Origin of the sequence: Streptomyces sp. NBC_01089 (assembly GCF_045162975.1) — a bacterium.
Classification (GTDB): Bacteria; Actinomycetota; Actinomycetes; order Streptomycetales; family Streptomycetaceae; genus Streptomyces.
This window is the reverse complement of the sequence record NZ_CP108660.1, coordinates 6,932,957-6,946,608: the sequence shown is the minus strand read 5'-3', so window position 1 is coordinate 6,946,608 and position 13,652 is coordinate 6,932,957. Positions and strand designations below refer to the sequence as shown.

General features: G+C 70.6%; 14 protein-coding genes. 2 read left to right on the top strand and 12 right to left on the bottom strand.

Translation table 11 applies throughout. The features are described from left to right. Positions 1-44 precede the first annotated feature (44 nt). Complete coding sequence (locus tag OG510_RS31225) at positions 45-767, bottom strand: DUF1365 domain-containing protein (protein ID WP_406141191.1); 723 nt, start codon at positions 765-767, stop codon at positions 45-47. Further along, on the bottom strand, positions 764-2,053 hold the full coding sequence (locus OG510_RS31220; RefSeq protein ID WP_406141190.1) for an NAD(P)/FAD-dependent oxidoreductase: 1,290 nt from the start codon (positions 2,051-2,053) through the stop codon (positions 764-766). The genes OG510_RS31225 and OG510_RS31220 overlap by 4 nt, the downstream gene beginning before the upstream one ends. Positions 2,054-2,329: 276 nt before the next feature. Between OG510_RS31220 and OG510_RS31215 the strand changes: the two genes are divergently transcribed. Beyond that, positions 2,330-2,968: a fasciclin domain-containing protein gene (locus OG510_RS31215; protein WP_164263868.1), complete on the top strand. Its 639-nt coding sequence runs from the start codon at positions 2,330-2,332 to the stop codon at positions 2,966-2,968. Positions 2,969-3,110: 142 nt separating this feature from the next. Further along, a complete protein-coding gene (locus OG510_RS31210; RefSeq protein WP_406141189.1) occupies positions 3,111-4,052 on the top strand; it encodes an RluA family pseudouridine synthase in 942 nt (313 codons plus the stop codon). 130 nt (positions 4,053-4,182) lie between these two features. Here the strand turns inward: OG510_RS31210 and OG510_RS31205 are convergent, their stop codons facing one another. The 10 genes from OG510_RS31205 to OG510_RS31160 all read right to left on the bottom strand — a co-directional run bounded on the left by OG510_RS31205 (position 4,183) and on the right by OG510_RS31160 (position 13,567). Next, a complete protein-coding gene (locus OG510_RS31205; protein ID WP_406141188.1) occupies positions 4,183-7,011 on the bottom strand; it encodes a DEAD/DEAH box helicase in 2,829 nt (942 codons plus the stop codon). A gap of 76 nt (positions 7,012-7,087) precedes the next feature. Next, the gene (locus OG510_RS31200; protein ID WP_406141187.1) at positions 7,088-8,044 is read right to left on the bottom strand and encodes a diacylglycerol kinase; all 957 of its coding nucleotides are present in this window, start codon (positions 8,042-8,044) and stop codon (positions 7,088-7,090) included. Positions 8,045-8,062: 18 nt separating this feature from the next. Further along, the gene (gene tatC, locus OG510_RS31195; RefSeq protein ID WP_164263876.1) at positions 8,063-9,025 is read right to left on the bottom strand and encodes a twin-arginine translocase subunit TatC; all 963 of its coding nucleotides are present in this window, start codon (positions 9,023-9,025) and stop codon (positions 8,063-8,065) included. 61 nt (positions 9,026-9,086) lie between these two features. Next, positions 9,087-9,368 carry a Sec-independent protein translocase subunit TatA gene (gene tatA, locus OG510_RS31190; protein WP_164263878.1) on the bottom strand — a complete coding sequence of 94 codons (282 nt, stop codon included), beginning with the start codon at positions 9,366-9,368 and terminating at the stop codon, positions 9,087-9,089. Positions 9,369-9,578: 210 nt separating this feature from the next. Further along, positions 9,579-9,776 carry a hypothetical protein gene (locus OG510_RS31185; RefSeq protein ID WP_164263922.1) on the bottom strand — a complete coding sequence of 66 codons (198 nt, stop codon included), beginning with the start codon at positions 9,774-9,776 and terminating at the stop codon, positions 9,579-9,581. A 9-nt stretch (positions 9,777-9,785) separates the two neighbouring features. Continuing rightward, the gene (locus OG510_RS31180; protein WP_406142644.1) at positions 9,786-10,031 is read right to left on the bottom strand and encodes a hypothetical protein; all 246 of its coding nucleotides are present in this window, start codon (positions 10,029-10,031) and stop codon (positions 9,786-9,788) included. A 14-nt stretch (positions 10,032-10,045) separates the two neighbouring features. After that, positions 10,046-11,011, bottom strand: a complete 966-nt coding sequence (locus OG510_RS31175; protein WP_406141185.1) for a helix-turn-helix transcriptional regulator — start codon at positions 11,009-11,011, stop codon at positions 10,046-10,048. A gap of 7 nt (positions 11,012-11,018) precedes the next feature. After that, on the bottom strand, positions 11,019-11,975 hold the full coding sequence (locus tag OG510_RS31170) for a YafY family protein (RefSeq protein WP_164263884.1): 957 nt from the start codon (positions 11,973-11,975) through the stop codon (positions 11,019-11,021). Positions 11,976-12,148: 173 nt separating this feature from the next. Then, the gene (locus OG510_RS31165) at positions 12,149-12,520 is read right to left on the bottom strand and encodes an FKBP-type peptidyl-prolyl cis-trans isomerase (RefSeq protein WP_406141184.1); all 372 of its coding nucleotides are present in this window, start codon (positions 12,518-12,520) and stop codon (positions 12,149-12,151) included. Between the two features lie 42 nt (positions 12,521-12,562). After that, positions 12,563-13,567 (bottom strand): FKBP-type peptidyl-prolyl cis-trans isomerase, encoded by a 1,005-nt coding sequence (locus OG510_RS31160; protein WP_164263924.1) that lies wholly within the window; start codon positions 13,565-13,567, stop codon positions 12,563-12,565. Positions 13,568-13,652 lie beyond the last annotated feature (85 nt).

Genomic DNA, 13,652 nt, shown 5'->3' with positions numbered 1-13,652 from the left:
GGGAGATCCAGCGGATCCGGGAGACGCCGGGGACACGGACACACTCACTTCACGCCCTCCTGGGGCAGATGACGGGGACGGGGCTGGACGGGCAGCCCGCGCAGATACAGCCAGATGCCATGTACCCGGATCCCGAAGGAGACGGCCATGGTCGACCACGGATGGCGGAGCACCGTCCGCAGCAGAACGGCCGGGGTGGCGGCCCGCCGTTCCCCCCGTACGGTCGCGGTGAACGGGCGAGCGCCGCCGCGTTCCAGATGCACCGCGAGGCTCAGCCGCTCGCCCGGTTCGGGCAGCCGCATCCGGTAGTCGCCGTCCACGGGGAAGAACGGCGATACGTAGAACTCCTTGGGTACGACGTCCCGGCCCGCCAGGTCCGGGTGCAGCAGATAGCAGTGCCGCTCGCCGTACGTGTTGTGCACCTCGGCGACGACGCACAGCGGACGCCCGTCGGCGCCGTGGCACCAGTAGACGGTCAGCGGGTTGAAGACATGGCCGAACACCCGCGCGTTGGTGAGCATCAGCACGCTGCCGCCGCCCAGGTCGACCCCACGGGCGGACAGGAACTTCTCCAGCCCCGCGCGGATGGTCCGCTCTCCCCCGCCGAAGTGGTCGCGGGCGTCGAACCGGGCGAGCGGGCGCAGCGGGCGCGGCAGCAGGGGCGGCGCGTCGGGGTCGATCAGCCACAGATAGGTGTGGTGGTGGATGGTGTGGCGCTTCGGAGCGGTCCTCACATGGGTGACCGTGGACGGGTAGACGGCGTTCACCAGCTCACCCCCAGCGCCTGTGCGGCGGCGGCGCCCGAACGGCAGCCGTCCTCGTGGAATCCCGAGCCGTGGTAGGCGCCCGCGTAGGCGGTGACCGGGTTGTTCAGCCCGGGCAGCCGCCGCTGCGCGGCCACCGCCGCGACGTCGAGTACGGGGTGCTCGTACACCATGCGGTCGAGCACCCGGTCGGGGGCGATCCGGTCCGCGCCGTTCAGGGTGACGACGTAGGTCTCCGGCGCGTCGAGGCGCTGGAGGCGGTTCATGTCATAGCTGACCTGCACCCGGTCGGCCCCGGCGGCGCACCGCGGCATCAGGTAGTTCCAGGAGGCCCGGGCCCGTGGGCTGCGCGGCAGGATCGTGGTGTCGGTGTGCAGCACGGTGGGGTTGCGCGAGTACCGGAAGGCGCCCAGGACGCTGCTCTCCTGCTCGGTCGGGTCGGTCAGCAGGGCGAGCGCCTGGTCGGGGTGGACGGCGATGACCACCGAGTCGTACCGCTCGGCCGTGCCGTCGTCCGTGGTGATCTCGACACCGCCCGCGCCGGCGGCACCGCCACCGACGCGCCGGATGCCGCGGACCGGGGTCGAGGTGTGCAGCGCGGTGAGTTCCTTGCCGACCCGGTCGACGTACGTACGGGAACCGCCGGTCACCGTGCGCCAGGTCGGGGAGCCGGTCACCGAGAGCAGGCCGTGGTGTTCCAGGAAGCGGAAGAGCGGCACCGCGGGGTGGCCCAGCGCGGTCACCGGATCGCAGGACCACACCGCTGAGACCAGCGGTGTCATGAAGTGCGCGGTGAAGTACGGGGAGAAGCCGCCGCGGCCGAGGAACTCACCCAGGGTGAGCGCCTGGACACCGGAGTCGGCGGCGAGCAGCTTCCGGGCGAGGCGGTGGAAGCGCGGGACCTCGGCGAGCATCCTCAGATAGCGGCCGCGGAACGCGTTGCGCGGCTGGGCGACGAGGCCGGACAGGCCGCGCGCACCGGCGTATTCGAGGCCGCACCCCTCGCACCGTACCGACATGCTCATCTCCGACTCCTGCGTCTCGACGCCCAGTTCGGCGAAGAGCCGCAGCAACTGCGGATAGGTGCGCTGGTTGTGGACGATGAACCCGGAGTCGACGGCGTGCACCCGGCCGTCGGCCGACGGTATGTCGTGGGTGTGCGCGTGGCCGCCGAGCCGGTCGTCCGCCTCGTACAGCGAGACCTCGTGTGCGCGCTGCAGTACATGCGCGGCGGTCAGCCCCGCGATCCCGCTTCCCACCACTGCCGTCCGTCGCCTCTGGTCCGCCATGCCGCTCCTTCCGCCGAGCCGTGTCGGGCACCGCCCTCACCAGGCATTCGCAGCCGGAGTCCACCTGGATTGGTCCATCACCCGATCGAATGACAGACCAATCCGGAAGCGCACCGGGCCCGAATAGCCGACGTGAGTGCACTTCGGAGAGACGCGGCCGCACCGGGGTTCGGACAGAACACCCGCTGCGCGAAGCGCTGTGCGGCGGCGCCTCACTCCGCTTGTGCCCCATCCCATACAGACCTGTTGAGTCCCCCTTTCCACGAGGAGAACCCCATGCGCACCACTCGCTTCCCCCGCATCACGCTCGCCGTCGTCGGCGCGGTCGCCCTTCCGCTGGCGCTCTCGGCCTGTTCGTCGAACGACTCGAAGAAGGACGACTCGAAGGCCGGCGCGGACAAGCCGTCGGCCGCGGCCACCAAGTCGAACGCCATGGACACCAGCAAGCCGTTCGGCCCCGGCTGTGCCACGGTCCCGAAGAACGGCGCGGGCAGCTTCAACGGCATGGCCAAGGACCCGGTCGCCACCGCCGCCTCGAACAACCCGGCGCTGTCCACCCTGGTGACGGCCGTCAAGAAGGCCGGCCTGGTCGACACCCTCAACAACGCCCAGAACATCACCGTGTTCGCCCCGACCAACGACGCCTTCAACAAGATCCCGAAGGCTCAGCTGGACAAGGTCCTCAACGACAAGGCGATGCTCACCAAGATCCTCACGTACCACGTCGTCGGCAAGAAGCTCACGCCGAAGATGCTGGAGAACGGCAGCTACCCGACGCTGGAGAAGAGCAAGCTCACCACCGCGGGCTCCGGTGTCTCGTACAAGGTCAACAACGCCTCGAACGTGGTGTGCGGAAACGTCCCGACGGCCAACGCCACGGTGTACATCGTCGACTCGGTGCTGATGCCGAAGTAAGCACGGCCGGAGTAAGCACGGTGAAGTAAGCACCGCCGGAGCAGGCGCAGCCGGAGCGGGCGCGGGCGTGGCGGCCTGTTCCGTACGAGCGGGGGCAGGGCGGGTGCGTCCGCCCTGCCCCCGCTCGTACTCTTGAGCCACCATGAGACGCAGGACTTCCCGGCTCCCGGGCCCGCTGCCCCAGCGCGAGGGCATCGACGCCGTACGGCTGCGGCTGCCCGTGGACGGTGCGTGGGCCACCGTCCGGGAGCATCTGGCCGAGCGGCTGCCCGGTGGCGCCGCCGAGGTCGACGCGATGCTGCAAAGAGGCGCTTTCGTCGGGGCGGACGGGCCGGTCCTGGCCAACACGCCCTATACGCCGGGCGGCTCGGTCTGGTTCCACCGGGACTTCCCCGACGAGGTGCCCGTTCCGTTCCCCATCGAGGTGCGCTACCGCGACGAGCACATCGTCGTCGCCGACAAACCGCACTTCCTGGCCACCACACCCCGGGGCCGGCACATCACCCAGACCGCGCTGGCACGCCTCCGCAAGGATCTCGGGCTGCCCGCGCTGAGCCCCGCCCACCGGCTGGACCGGCTGACTGCGGGGCTTGTGCTGTTCTCCGTACGGCCCGGGGAGCGCGGCGCGTACCAGACGCTGTTCCGGGACCGGAAGGTGCACAAGGAGTACGAGGGCGTCGCCCCCTATCTGCCGGGCCTCGCACTGCCGCACGTCTCGCGCAGCCGTATCGAGAAAGTGCCGGGAATCGTCGCGGCCTTCGAGACACCCGGCGAGCCGAACAGCGAGACCCGCATCGAGCTGACCGGACGCACGGGCGATCTCGCCCGCTACCGGCTGACCCCGGTCACCGGCCGTACCCACCAGCTGCGCGTCCATATGAACGCGCTGGGTGTCCCGCTGCTCGGCGATCCCTTCTTCCCCGTCGTCACGGACCCGGCCCCGGACGACTTCCGCAGGCCGCTGCAACTGCTGGCCCGGGTACTGGAGTTCACCGATCCGGTGACCGGCGCCGAGCACCGCTTCGAGAGCGGCCGTTCGCTGCTGGCCTGGACGGCGTACGACGCGTGGGCGGCCGGCCGCTGAAACGGCCGCGGCCCCCGGCAGGACTGCTCCCACCGGGGGCTCCACGACGGCACGCTCCACGACGGCGCTCCACAGCACGCGGCCGGGATGCGGCCGGGGTACGGGCCCGTAATACGGCCGGGGGTGCCGGTCAGCCCACCGAGCTGTACGCCACCACACCCCGCCGGACCGCGTCGACCGCCTTACGGGCGTTGCGCGAGACCGTGCTGTTCTCGCCGGGTGCGGCGGCCGCGATCTGGCCCAGGACGTCGATGACCTGCTTGCACCAGCGGACGAAGTCACCCGCCGGCATGTCGGCGTCGCGCAGCACCTCGTCCAGGTCCCGGCCGGACGCCCACTGGTAGGCCGCCCAGGCGAAGCCGAGGTCGGGCTCGCGCTGGCCCACGCCCTCCGTCTGGTTGATCTTGAAGTCCTCCTCCAGGGCGTCGAGCCTGCCCCAGATGTGGACCATCGCGCCCAGCGCGGTCTTCACCGCCCCCGACGGCACCTTGGGTGCGACGGCGTCGTCGGCCTGGCGCGCCTCGAAGACCAGCGCCGACGCGCACGCGGCCAGCTCGGCGGGGTTGAGCCCTTCCCAGACGCCCTCCCGCAGACACTCCGACGCCAGCAGGTCCAGCTCGCCGTAGAGCCGGGCGAGGCGCTTGCCGTGCACGGTCGACTCGTCGCCCCGGAGGTAGTCCAGCTCGGTCAGCAGGGCGTAGATCCGGTCGAAGGTGCGGGCGATGGTATTGGTGCGGCCCTCGATCCGGCGCTCCAGCTGCCGGGTGTCGCGCTGCAGCCGGTGGTAGCGCTCGGCCCAGCGGGCGTGGTCCTCGCGCTCGTCGCAGCCGTGGCAGGGGTGGGCGCGCAGCTCGGTGCGCAGCCGGGCGATCTCCCGGTCGTCGGCGGCGGCGGCCCGCGGTTTGCGGTGCCGTTCGGGCACGATGTGACCGGCCTTGCTGCGCAGCGCGGACGCCAGATCACGCCTGGACTGGGGCGACTTCGCGTTGAACGACTTGGGGATCCGCATCCGGTCCAGGGCCTCGACCGGCACCGGGAAGTCGATCGAGGCGAGCCGCTTGACCTGGCGTTCGGCGGTCAGCACCAGCGGGCGAGGCCCGTCGTACGCCTCGAAGCCCCGGTGCCCGTTGGCCCGGCCGGCCGGCAGTCCCGGGTCGATGACCAGCGCGAGCCCGGCGAACTTGCCGGTCGGCACATGGATGACATCGCCCGGCCTGAGCTTCTCCAGCGCGTCGGCGGCGGCGGCCCGCCGCTGCACGGCCCCCTGCTTGGCCAGCTCGGTCTCACGGTCCTTGAGATCGCGGCGCAGCCGGGCGTACTCCTCGAAGTCCCCGAGGTGGCAGGTCATGCCCTCGCGGTAGCCCGCGATGCCCTCCTCGTTCTTCTGCACCTGCTTGGAGATCCCGACGACCGACTTGTCGGCCTGGAACTGCGCGAAGGACGTTTCGAGCAGCTCCCGCGAGCGGTGCCGCCCGAACTGCTGCACCAGATTGACGGCCATGTTGTACGAGGGCCGGAAGCTGGAGCGCAGCGGATAGGTACGGGTACCGGCGAGGCCGGCGAGCGCGCCGGGGTCCATGGCGCGCTGCCAGAGCACCACGGCATGGCCCTCGACATCGATACCGCGCCGCCCGGCGCGGCCGGTCAGCTGGGTGTACTCGCCGGGGGTGATGTCGGCGTGCTGCTCGCCGTTCCACTTGACGAGCTTCTCCAGGACGACCGAGCGGGCGGGCATGTTGATGCCGAGCGCCAGGGTCTCCGTGGCGAACACGGCCTTCACGAGCCCGCGTACGAACAGCTCCTCGACGACCTCCTTGAAGGTCGGCAGCATCCCGGCGTGGTGCGCGGCGATGCCCCGCTCCAGACCTTCCAGCCACTCGTAGTAACCGAGGACATGGAGGTCCTCGCGCGGGATGGCGGCGGTGCGCTCCTCGACGAGCTCGCGGACGGTGTTGCGGGCCTCTTCGGGGTTGAGCCGCAGCCCCGCGTGGAGGCACTGCTGGACGGCGGCCTCACAGCCGGCCCTGCTGAAGATGAAGGTGATGGCGGGCAGCAGCCCCTCGGCGTCGAGGCGGGCGACGACCTCGGCCCTGCTGGGGGTCCAGATCCGGCTGCGGGAGCGCCGCTCGCGCTCGCGGTCCGCCTCGCGCACCATCTTGCCGCGCCGCCGGTCGCGCGGGTTGTACGTGCGCTGGTTCTCCTGCCGTGCCATCCGCAGCAGGTCCGGGTTGACCTCGCGCTTGGCGCCGCCCCGGCCGCCGTGGTCCGTCGACTCCTCGAACAGGTCGTACATCCGGCGCCCGGCGAGGACGTGCTGCCAGAGCGGGACCGGACGGTGCTCGGAGACGATCACCTCGGTGTCGCCGCGTACGGTGTCCAGCCAGTCGCCGAACTCCTCCGCGTTGGACACGGTCGCGGAGAGCGAGACCAGGGTCACCGATTCCGGCAGGTGGATGATCACCTCTTCCCAGACGGCCCCGCGGAAGCGGTCGGAGAGGTAGTGCACCTCGTCCATCACCACATAGCCGAGGCCCAGGAGCGCCTGCGAGCTCGCGTACAGCATGTTCCGCAGGACCTCGGTGGTCATGACGACCACCGGGGCGTCGGCGTTCACACTGTTGTCACCGGTGAGCAGGCCGACCTTGTCCGCCCCGTACCGCTTGGCGAGGTCCGCGTACTTCTGGTTGGACAGCGCCTTGATCGGGGTGGTGTAGAAGCATTTGCGGCCCTGCTCCAGGGCCAGGTGCACGGCGAACTCGCCGACGATCGTCTTGCCCGAGCCGGTGGGTGCCGCGACGAGCACACCCTTGCCCGCCTCCAGGGCACGGCACGCCTCGATCTGGAACGGATCGAGGTCGAAGTCGTACATCCGCCGGAAGGGGGCCAGCGCGGTGGCCTCTTCGACAGCGCGGACGCGGGCAGCTGCATAACGCTCAGCGGGCGAAAGGTCCTCGGTCATCTTGTCATCGAGCCTACCCGCCGCCTCGGACAGTCAGCGCGATCTTTATTTGAGCATTTCAACTGCCGATGGCATTTCAGCCGCCGATGACCCGGACCGCCTGCGGTACGCACTCAGCGGTCAGCGGCAGCGCGCCCAGCGGCTCGCCGTCCGCGTACCCGGTGATCCCGGCGGCCCGCAGTTCGATCCGGCGCGCCCGGTACGAGGTGACGGCGGGGTGCCCGAGGTGGGTGCCCCGGTAGACCTTCGGGAAGACCCTGACCAGCGTGGTGCGGGAGCAGGCGCCGACCACCGTGACGTCGAAGAGGCCGTCGTCCAGCTCCGCACCGGCACAGATCCGCATGCCACCGCCGTACGACGGTCCGTTGCCGACGGCGACGAGCGTCGCCTCGATCTCCAGGGCCGGTCCCCCGTCCAGCACCAGCCGGTAGGGCACCGGCCGGAAGGCGGCCAGCTCGGCGATCATCGCCAGGTCGTACTTCAGCCGGCCGGCCGGCCAGCGCATCCGGTTCCCGCGGTCGTTGACCCGGGAGTCGAACCCGGCGGCGAGCACACTCCCGAACCAGCGCCCGCCGTCCCGCCCGGGCCCGGCGCCGCCCGGATCCGTACCGTCAGCCGGATCCGCACCGCCGCCCGGGGCGACCCGGCCGAGGTCGATCTCCCTGATGTTCCCGCCCTTGAGCGCATCGGCCACCGAGCGGGCGGCGGCCGCCGGGTCCCGTACCGGCAGCCCCAGCCCGCGGGCGAAGTCGTTGCCGGTGCCGACGGCCACCACGCCCAGCGGGGTGCGGGTACCGGCGACGGCCTGGAGGGCGAGGCTGATCATGCCGTCCCCGCCGACGGCTATGAGCGCGCCGGTCCCGCCCCGCACGGCCTCATGTGCCCGGCGCAGCGCGTCGGGCGCGTCGCTGCCGAGCACCGTACGTACGGAGAAGCCGGCGTCCCGCAACGCGGAAGCGGCCGGCTGCGCGGCGTGCGCGCCCCGGCCGCGTCCTGCGGTGGGATTGACGAAGAGGGTGATCTCGCTGGTCACCCGCCGGACCCTACAAGGTCAGGTCACGTCGTCGTAACCGCCCAGACCACTGGAGCTGGAACCGTCGGTCTCGCCGCCGGCCTGCCCCGGGACCCGCGACGCGGGCACGGTCTCGACCTCGTCTATGGCCTCGGGAGTGAGGTCGAGCTCGGACGCCTCGTCGTCGTCCGGGCCCGCCGCGGCGCGCTGCGCCTTCCTGCGGTCGTTCAGCACGGCGATGATCGTGGCGACGCCGTACAGCACCCAGATGGGTCCGGCCAGCGCCAGCATCGTCAGCGGGTCGGTGCTGGGCGTGGCGACCGCGGCGAAGACCGTGATCCCCATGATCATGCCGCGCCACCAGCCGGCCATCCGCTTACCGGTGATGATCCCGACGAAGTTCAGCATGACGAGCAGCAGCGGCAGCTCGAAGGAGAGCCCGAAGACGACCACCATCCGGGTGATCAGGTCGAGCAGATCGTCGAGGGGCAGCTGGTTGTCGAGGCCCGCCGGCGAGAAGTCCAGCAGGACTTTCGCCATCGTGGGGAGGGTCTTGTACGCGAAGAAGCCACCGGCGAGGAAGAGCGGGAAGCCCGCCGCCACGAAGCCGATGGTGTACTTGCGCTCGTGCTTGTGCAGCCCCGGCGCCACGAAGGCCCACAGCTGGTAGAGCCAGATCGGCGAGGACAGCACCACACCGGCCATCAGGGAGACCTTGAGGGCCAGCGTGAACGGTGTGAGCAGACCGTTCAGAACGATCCGTGCGCAGGTCCCGTCCCGCTGGTGCGAGAGTTCCGTGAAGCTCGAATGGCAGCCCACGGCATGCAGCACCGGGTTGGTGAAGAATTCAATGATGTCCCTGTAGAAGAAGGCAGCGACGATCGTGACGACGACGATCCCCAGCAGCCCTTTCGCCAGCCGGTTGCGCAGCTCACGCAGGTGCTCCACGAGGGGCATGCGCCCGTCGGGATCCCTCTCCACTTTGCGGGCAGACACGAGCAACCCACGTCCTCATCTGTGCGGCGGGCAGCCGCTCACCGCGGTGCCCGCTCCGGCCCGGTTGTCAGCGCTTGGTCGAGTCCGAAGGCTCGGTCACGGGACGGGCGCTGGTCACGTCTCCCGGAGCGGCCTGGATCGTACGCGGGACGTCGGCCTGGGGGTCCTGCGGGGGGTCGGCCGGAGCGGTCTGCTGACCCTCCGACTTCATCGCCTTGGCCTCGCTCTTGAGGATGCGGGCGGACTTGCCCAGCGAACGGGCCATGTCCGGAAGCTTCTTCGCACCGAACAGCAGGACGATGACGACGAGGATCAGGATGATCTCGGGGGCGCCGAGCCTTCCGAACATAAGCTGTACCTTCTCACCGAGGCGGCTGGGGTGGGACTGCCCGACCGATCGGACAGGCGTCCGGTCGTCGTGCTGGCAGCGATCGTAACCCGCGGGGGTAAACGCAGGGCAATGCCTGTGCAGACTCGCGCCTGCGGCCCGCGCCTCGCTCCCGGGCCCGCGACCAGTAGCGTACCGCTCGAAACGGCCCGGCAGCAGAGCCCGGCGCCTCTATCGCAAACTTTCACCGCTCCGCGCGAGCCCGGTGGCCGCCCGCTCCAGGCCGTCGGCGGCCTGACCGATCTGCTGTGTGGCGCGCGCCACTTGGCTGCCGAGGCGCTGGGCCTCGACGAAAACCCTGATGGCGAGCACACCCAGCACAGCGATTCCGAGGAACCCCAGGACGATCGCGGTCATCGGCCAGAACATGTGCACGCCCTAGAGAGTGGAGTGGAGGCGCAGCGTCCGTACGCCCCCGCCGGTGAGGAGTTCGACGATCCGCTCACCGGCCGGTTTACGGACCGAGGAACCGCAGTCCGGGCAGGTGAAGGAGTAGAAGGTGGTGCGCCTGCTGGCACCGATCGCGAGCCGGAGCGCGCCCGCCGCCAGCTCGAACCGGCTGCGGCAGTCCGGGCAGGCGGCCCGGAAGATGACCGGGCCCACCTGTGCCGAGAATCCAGGCATAACCGACATATCCCTCAACTCCTCTCCTCCTGCCCGTCATAGGCGGCGAGCGCCTCACGGGCCGCGAGCCGCGCGCTGGCCGCCAGGTCCGCCGGCGAGACGATGCGCCCGTCCCGGCCGAGCCGCAGGGCGAGCCTGCGCAGCGAGGCGGGGTCGGGGGTGCGCAGGGTGATGCGCAGCCCGCCGTCGGCGAGCTCATCCGCGCTGTCGTGCGGGTAGTACTCGGCGACCCAGCGGCCACCGGGGCCGACCTCGACCACGACCTCGGGGTCCTCGGCCGCGGGCTGGACCAGCCCGGCCGACAGATCACGCAGCTCCAGCTCGGGCGGGGCGGACGGCTCGTCGAGCAGCCGGATCTCGGCGACCCGGTCGAGCCGGAAGGTGCGCCGGGCCTCGGAGAGGTAGCACCACGCCTCCATGTACGTATGGCCGACCGCGAACAGCCTGATCGGGTCGACCTCACGCTCGGTCAGTTCGTCGCGCGCCGGTGAGTAGTACCGCAGCCAGAGCCTGCGCCGCTCCGAGATGGCCCGGTCGACGTCGGCGAACACCCCGCCCTCGGACTCGAAGGTCACCGAGAGCCGGGAGCTGGCGCCCGCCGCCTCGCCCGCGGCGGCCTCCAGCTTGGCGGTGGCCCGCAGCAGCGCCTGCCGGTCGCCCTCGCGGAGCCCCGGGAGTGTCGCCACGGCGCGCGCGGCCACCAGCAGGGCCGTGGCCTCGTCGGCGGCGAGCCGCAGCGGGGCCGCCACGTCGTCGGCGTTGTGCCACCAGATGGACTCGCCGTCGGTGTCGATGTCGAGCAGGTCGCCGCCGCGGAAGCTCGTCCCGCACATGGGCAGCACGTCCAGGTCCGAGATCAGCTCGTCCTCGGTGATGCCGAAGGCGCGCGCGACGTCCCCGACACGGGCGCCGGGACGCTCGCGCAGATAGGTCACCAGGGACAGCATCCGGCGGGTCTGGTCGATCGCGTTCGTAGCCATGTGCCCCTCAGTCCTTGGCCACGGCGCGCAGCCGGTCCACCACATCGGCCCGCAGGTCAGCGGGGTCCAGCACGATCACATCGGGGCCGAACTCCACCAGCCAGGCGTCCAGGCCGTGTCCGTACGGAATCTCCAACTCGTCCCAGCCGTCGCCGAGTTCCCGGACGGCGGTGGCGCGGGAGCGCAGCGGGTATCCCGCGCCCGAGCGCAGCCGGATCCGCGCGCCGCGCGTCGCGGTCTCACCGGCCCAGGTCTCCACGGTCTCGCGCACCGTCACCACGTCCGGCACCGGGGCCGTGAACACACCTGGCCTGGCACGGACTTTGCCGGTGATGCGGGAGAGCCGGAAGACCCGCTCGGCGCCGCGCTCACGGTCCCAGCCCGCGAGATACCAGTGGCCGCGCCAGCACTCCAGTGTCCAGGGTTCGACCTGACGGGCCTCGGGGCGGGCCGCGTTGGCCTTGCGGTAGTCGAAGACGACGGGGCGGCGGTCGCGGCAGGCCAGCATCAGCGGCTCGAACGCGGCCTCGTGCACCGGGATACGGGGTTCGAGGGCGCCGTGCTGCACGGCGTACGGGTCATCGGCCTCGGGCATACCGGCGGCGCGCAGCTTCTGCAGCGCGCCGCTGGCCGCGCCGGCCAGCCGGGCCTGCTGCCAGACCTTGGCGGCCAGCCCGAGCGCCGCGGCCTCCTCGGCGTCGAGCGCCACCGGCGGAAGCCTGTTGCTGTCGCGGCGGGCCAGATAACCGGCGTCCCCGTCCAGGCTGTCGACCGTCTCGATGACCAGGCCGAGTTCACGGAGATCGTCCTTGTCCCGCTCGAACATCCGGTTGAAGGATTCGTCCGATCCCGCTTCCAGATACGCCTCGATGGACCCCCGCAGTTCACGCTTGCTGAGGGGGCGCCTGGTTCCGAGCAGGCACAGTGCCAGATTCATGAGCCGCTCGGCCTTGGCAATCGCCATCGACGCCCTCTCTGGAAGTCCGGGTGTGTCCGCCGGGGCGCTTCCCCGGGAAGAACGCAGCACGTGGAACACGGCACGTTCCACGACCGCCGACCGTACCGCTCCGCGGTGCCGGGTCAAAAGCCGAGGGTCCATGCCGGCAGGCATGGACCCTCGGAAACGATCACTTCCGGTCAGACAGCGACCAGGTCACAGACGAAGATCAGCGTCTCGCCCGGCTTGATACGGCCACCGGCGCCGCGGTCGCCGTACGCGAGGTGCGCGGGGATGGTCAGCTGGCGACGGCCGCCGACCTTCATGCCCTGGACACCCTGGTCCCAGCCGGAGATGACCTGGCCGACACCGAGCTGGAACTCCAGCGGCGTGCCACGGTTCCAGCTCGCGTCGAACTCCTCACCGGTGGAGAAGGCCACGCCCACGTAGTGGACCTTGACCTTGTCCCCGGCCTTGGCGACGGCGCCGTCGCCCTCCCAGATCTCCTTGATCTCCAGGTCGGCCGGCGGCTCGCCGCCCGGGAAGTCGACCTCGGGCTTCTCGATGCTCACGTAAGTGCTCCTACTTCTTGGTACTGGGCAACCGGGACAGTCTTACACTGCCGCCAGAATGTCGACGACGAAGACCAGCGTCGACTTGGCCGGCAGGGTGGAGCCCTGGGCCTTGTCGCCGTACGCCAGGTCCGGCGGGATCACCAGCAGGACCCGGCTGCCGACCTTCTTGCCGACGATGCCCTGGTCCCAGCCCTTGATGACCGCGCCCTCACCGATGGCGGTCTGGAACGGCGTGCCGGTCTTCCAGGACGAGTCGAAGAGGGTCGCGGACGCCTTGCCCTCATTGGGCTTCCAGGCGGCACCGCTGTACTGCATGTAGACGGTCTGGCCCTTCTTGACCGTGGCGCCCTTGCCCTGGATCAGCTCCTTGTCGACCAGCTTCTTCGGCGGGTCGCTCTTGGGTACGGAGATGGTGGCGGGCGCTTCCTTGTCCGCCTTGACCTGGGGCAGGTCCGACGAGGTGGGCGCCTGGGTGCCCTCGACCTTCTTCGGGATCACCTTCTTGATGTCCAGCGCGAAGACCAGGGTGTCCTTGCCGGTGACCCCGAGCTGCTGCTGGCCCTGGCTGCCGAAGGCCGCGTTGGGCGGCGCGACGACCAGGACCCGGCTGCCGATCTTCTTGCCGGTGACGGCGTCGGCGAAGGCCGGGATGATCGTCTTGGAACCGGCGGTGATGAGCTGCGGGGCGCCGCCCTTGTCGAACGAGCTGCCGATGTCCTTGCCGCTCTTCCAGACCTTGCCGGTGAAGTCGGCCATCACCAGGTCGTTCTTCTTGACCACGGCACCACTGCCCTCGGAGAGGGTGTGGATGACGAACTTGCCGCTCGGGTCCTTCTTGGGGACCGTGATGGTCGCCTTCTTGCCGGCCGCGCCCGAGACCGTCGGCAGCGGGGACGCCGAATCGACAGGCTTGGGCACGGCCGTCGACGCGGCGGCCTTGTCGGGCGGTGAGGACGAGTCGTCCTTCTTCTTGGAGTCCTCACCTCCGCAGGCGGTCAGCACCAGGGCCGGCACGATGAGCAAGGCAGCAAAACGGCGTCGCACAGTGGTCCTCGGGGTAGTGGGGGTGTCAGTGGCCGCCACTCTACGACTCCTTGTCCCCCATGTGGGCTCACGGCATGCGCGAGGG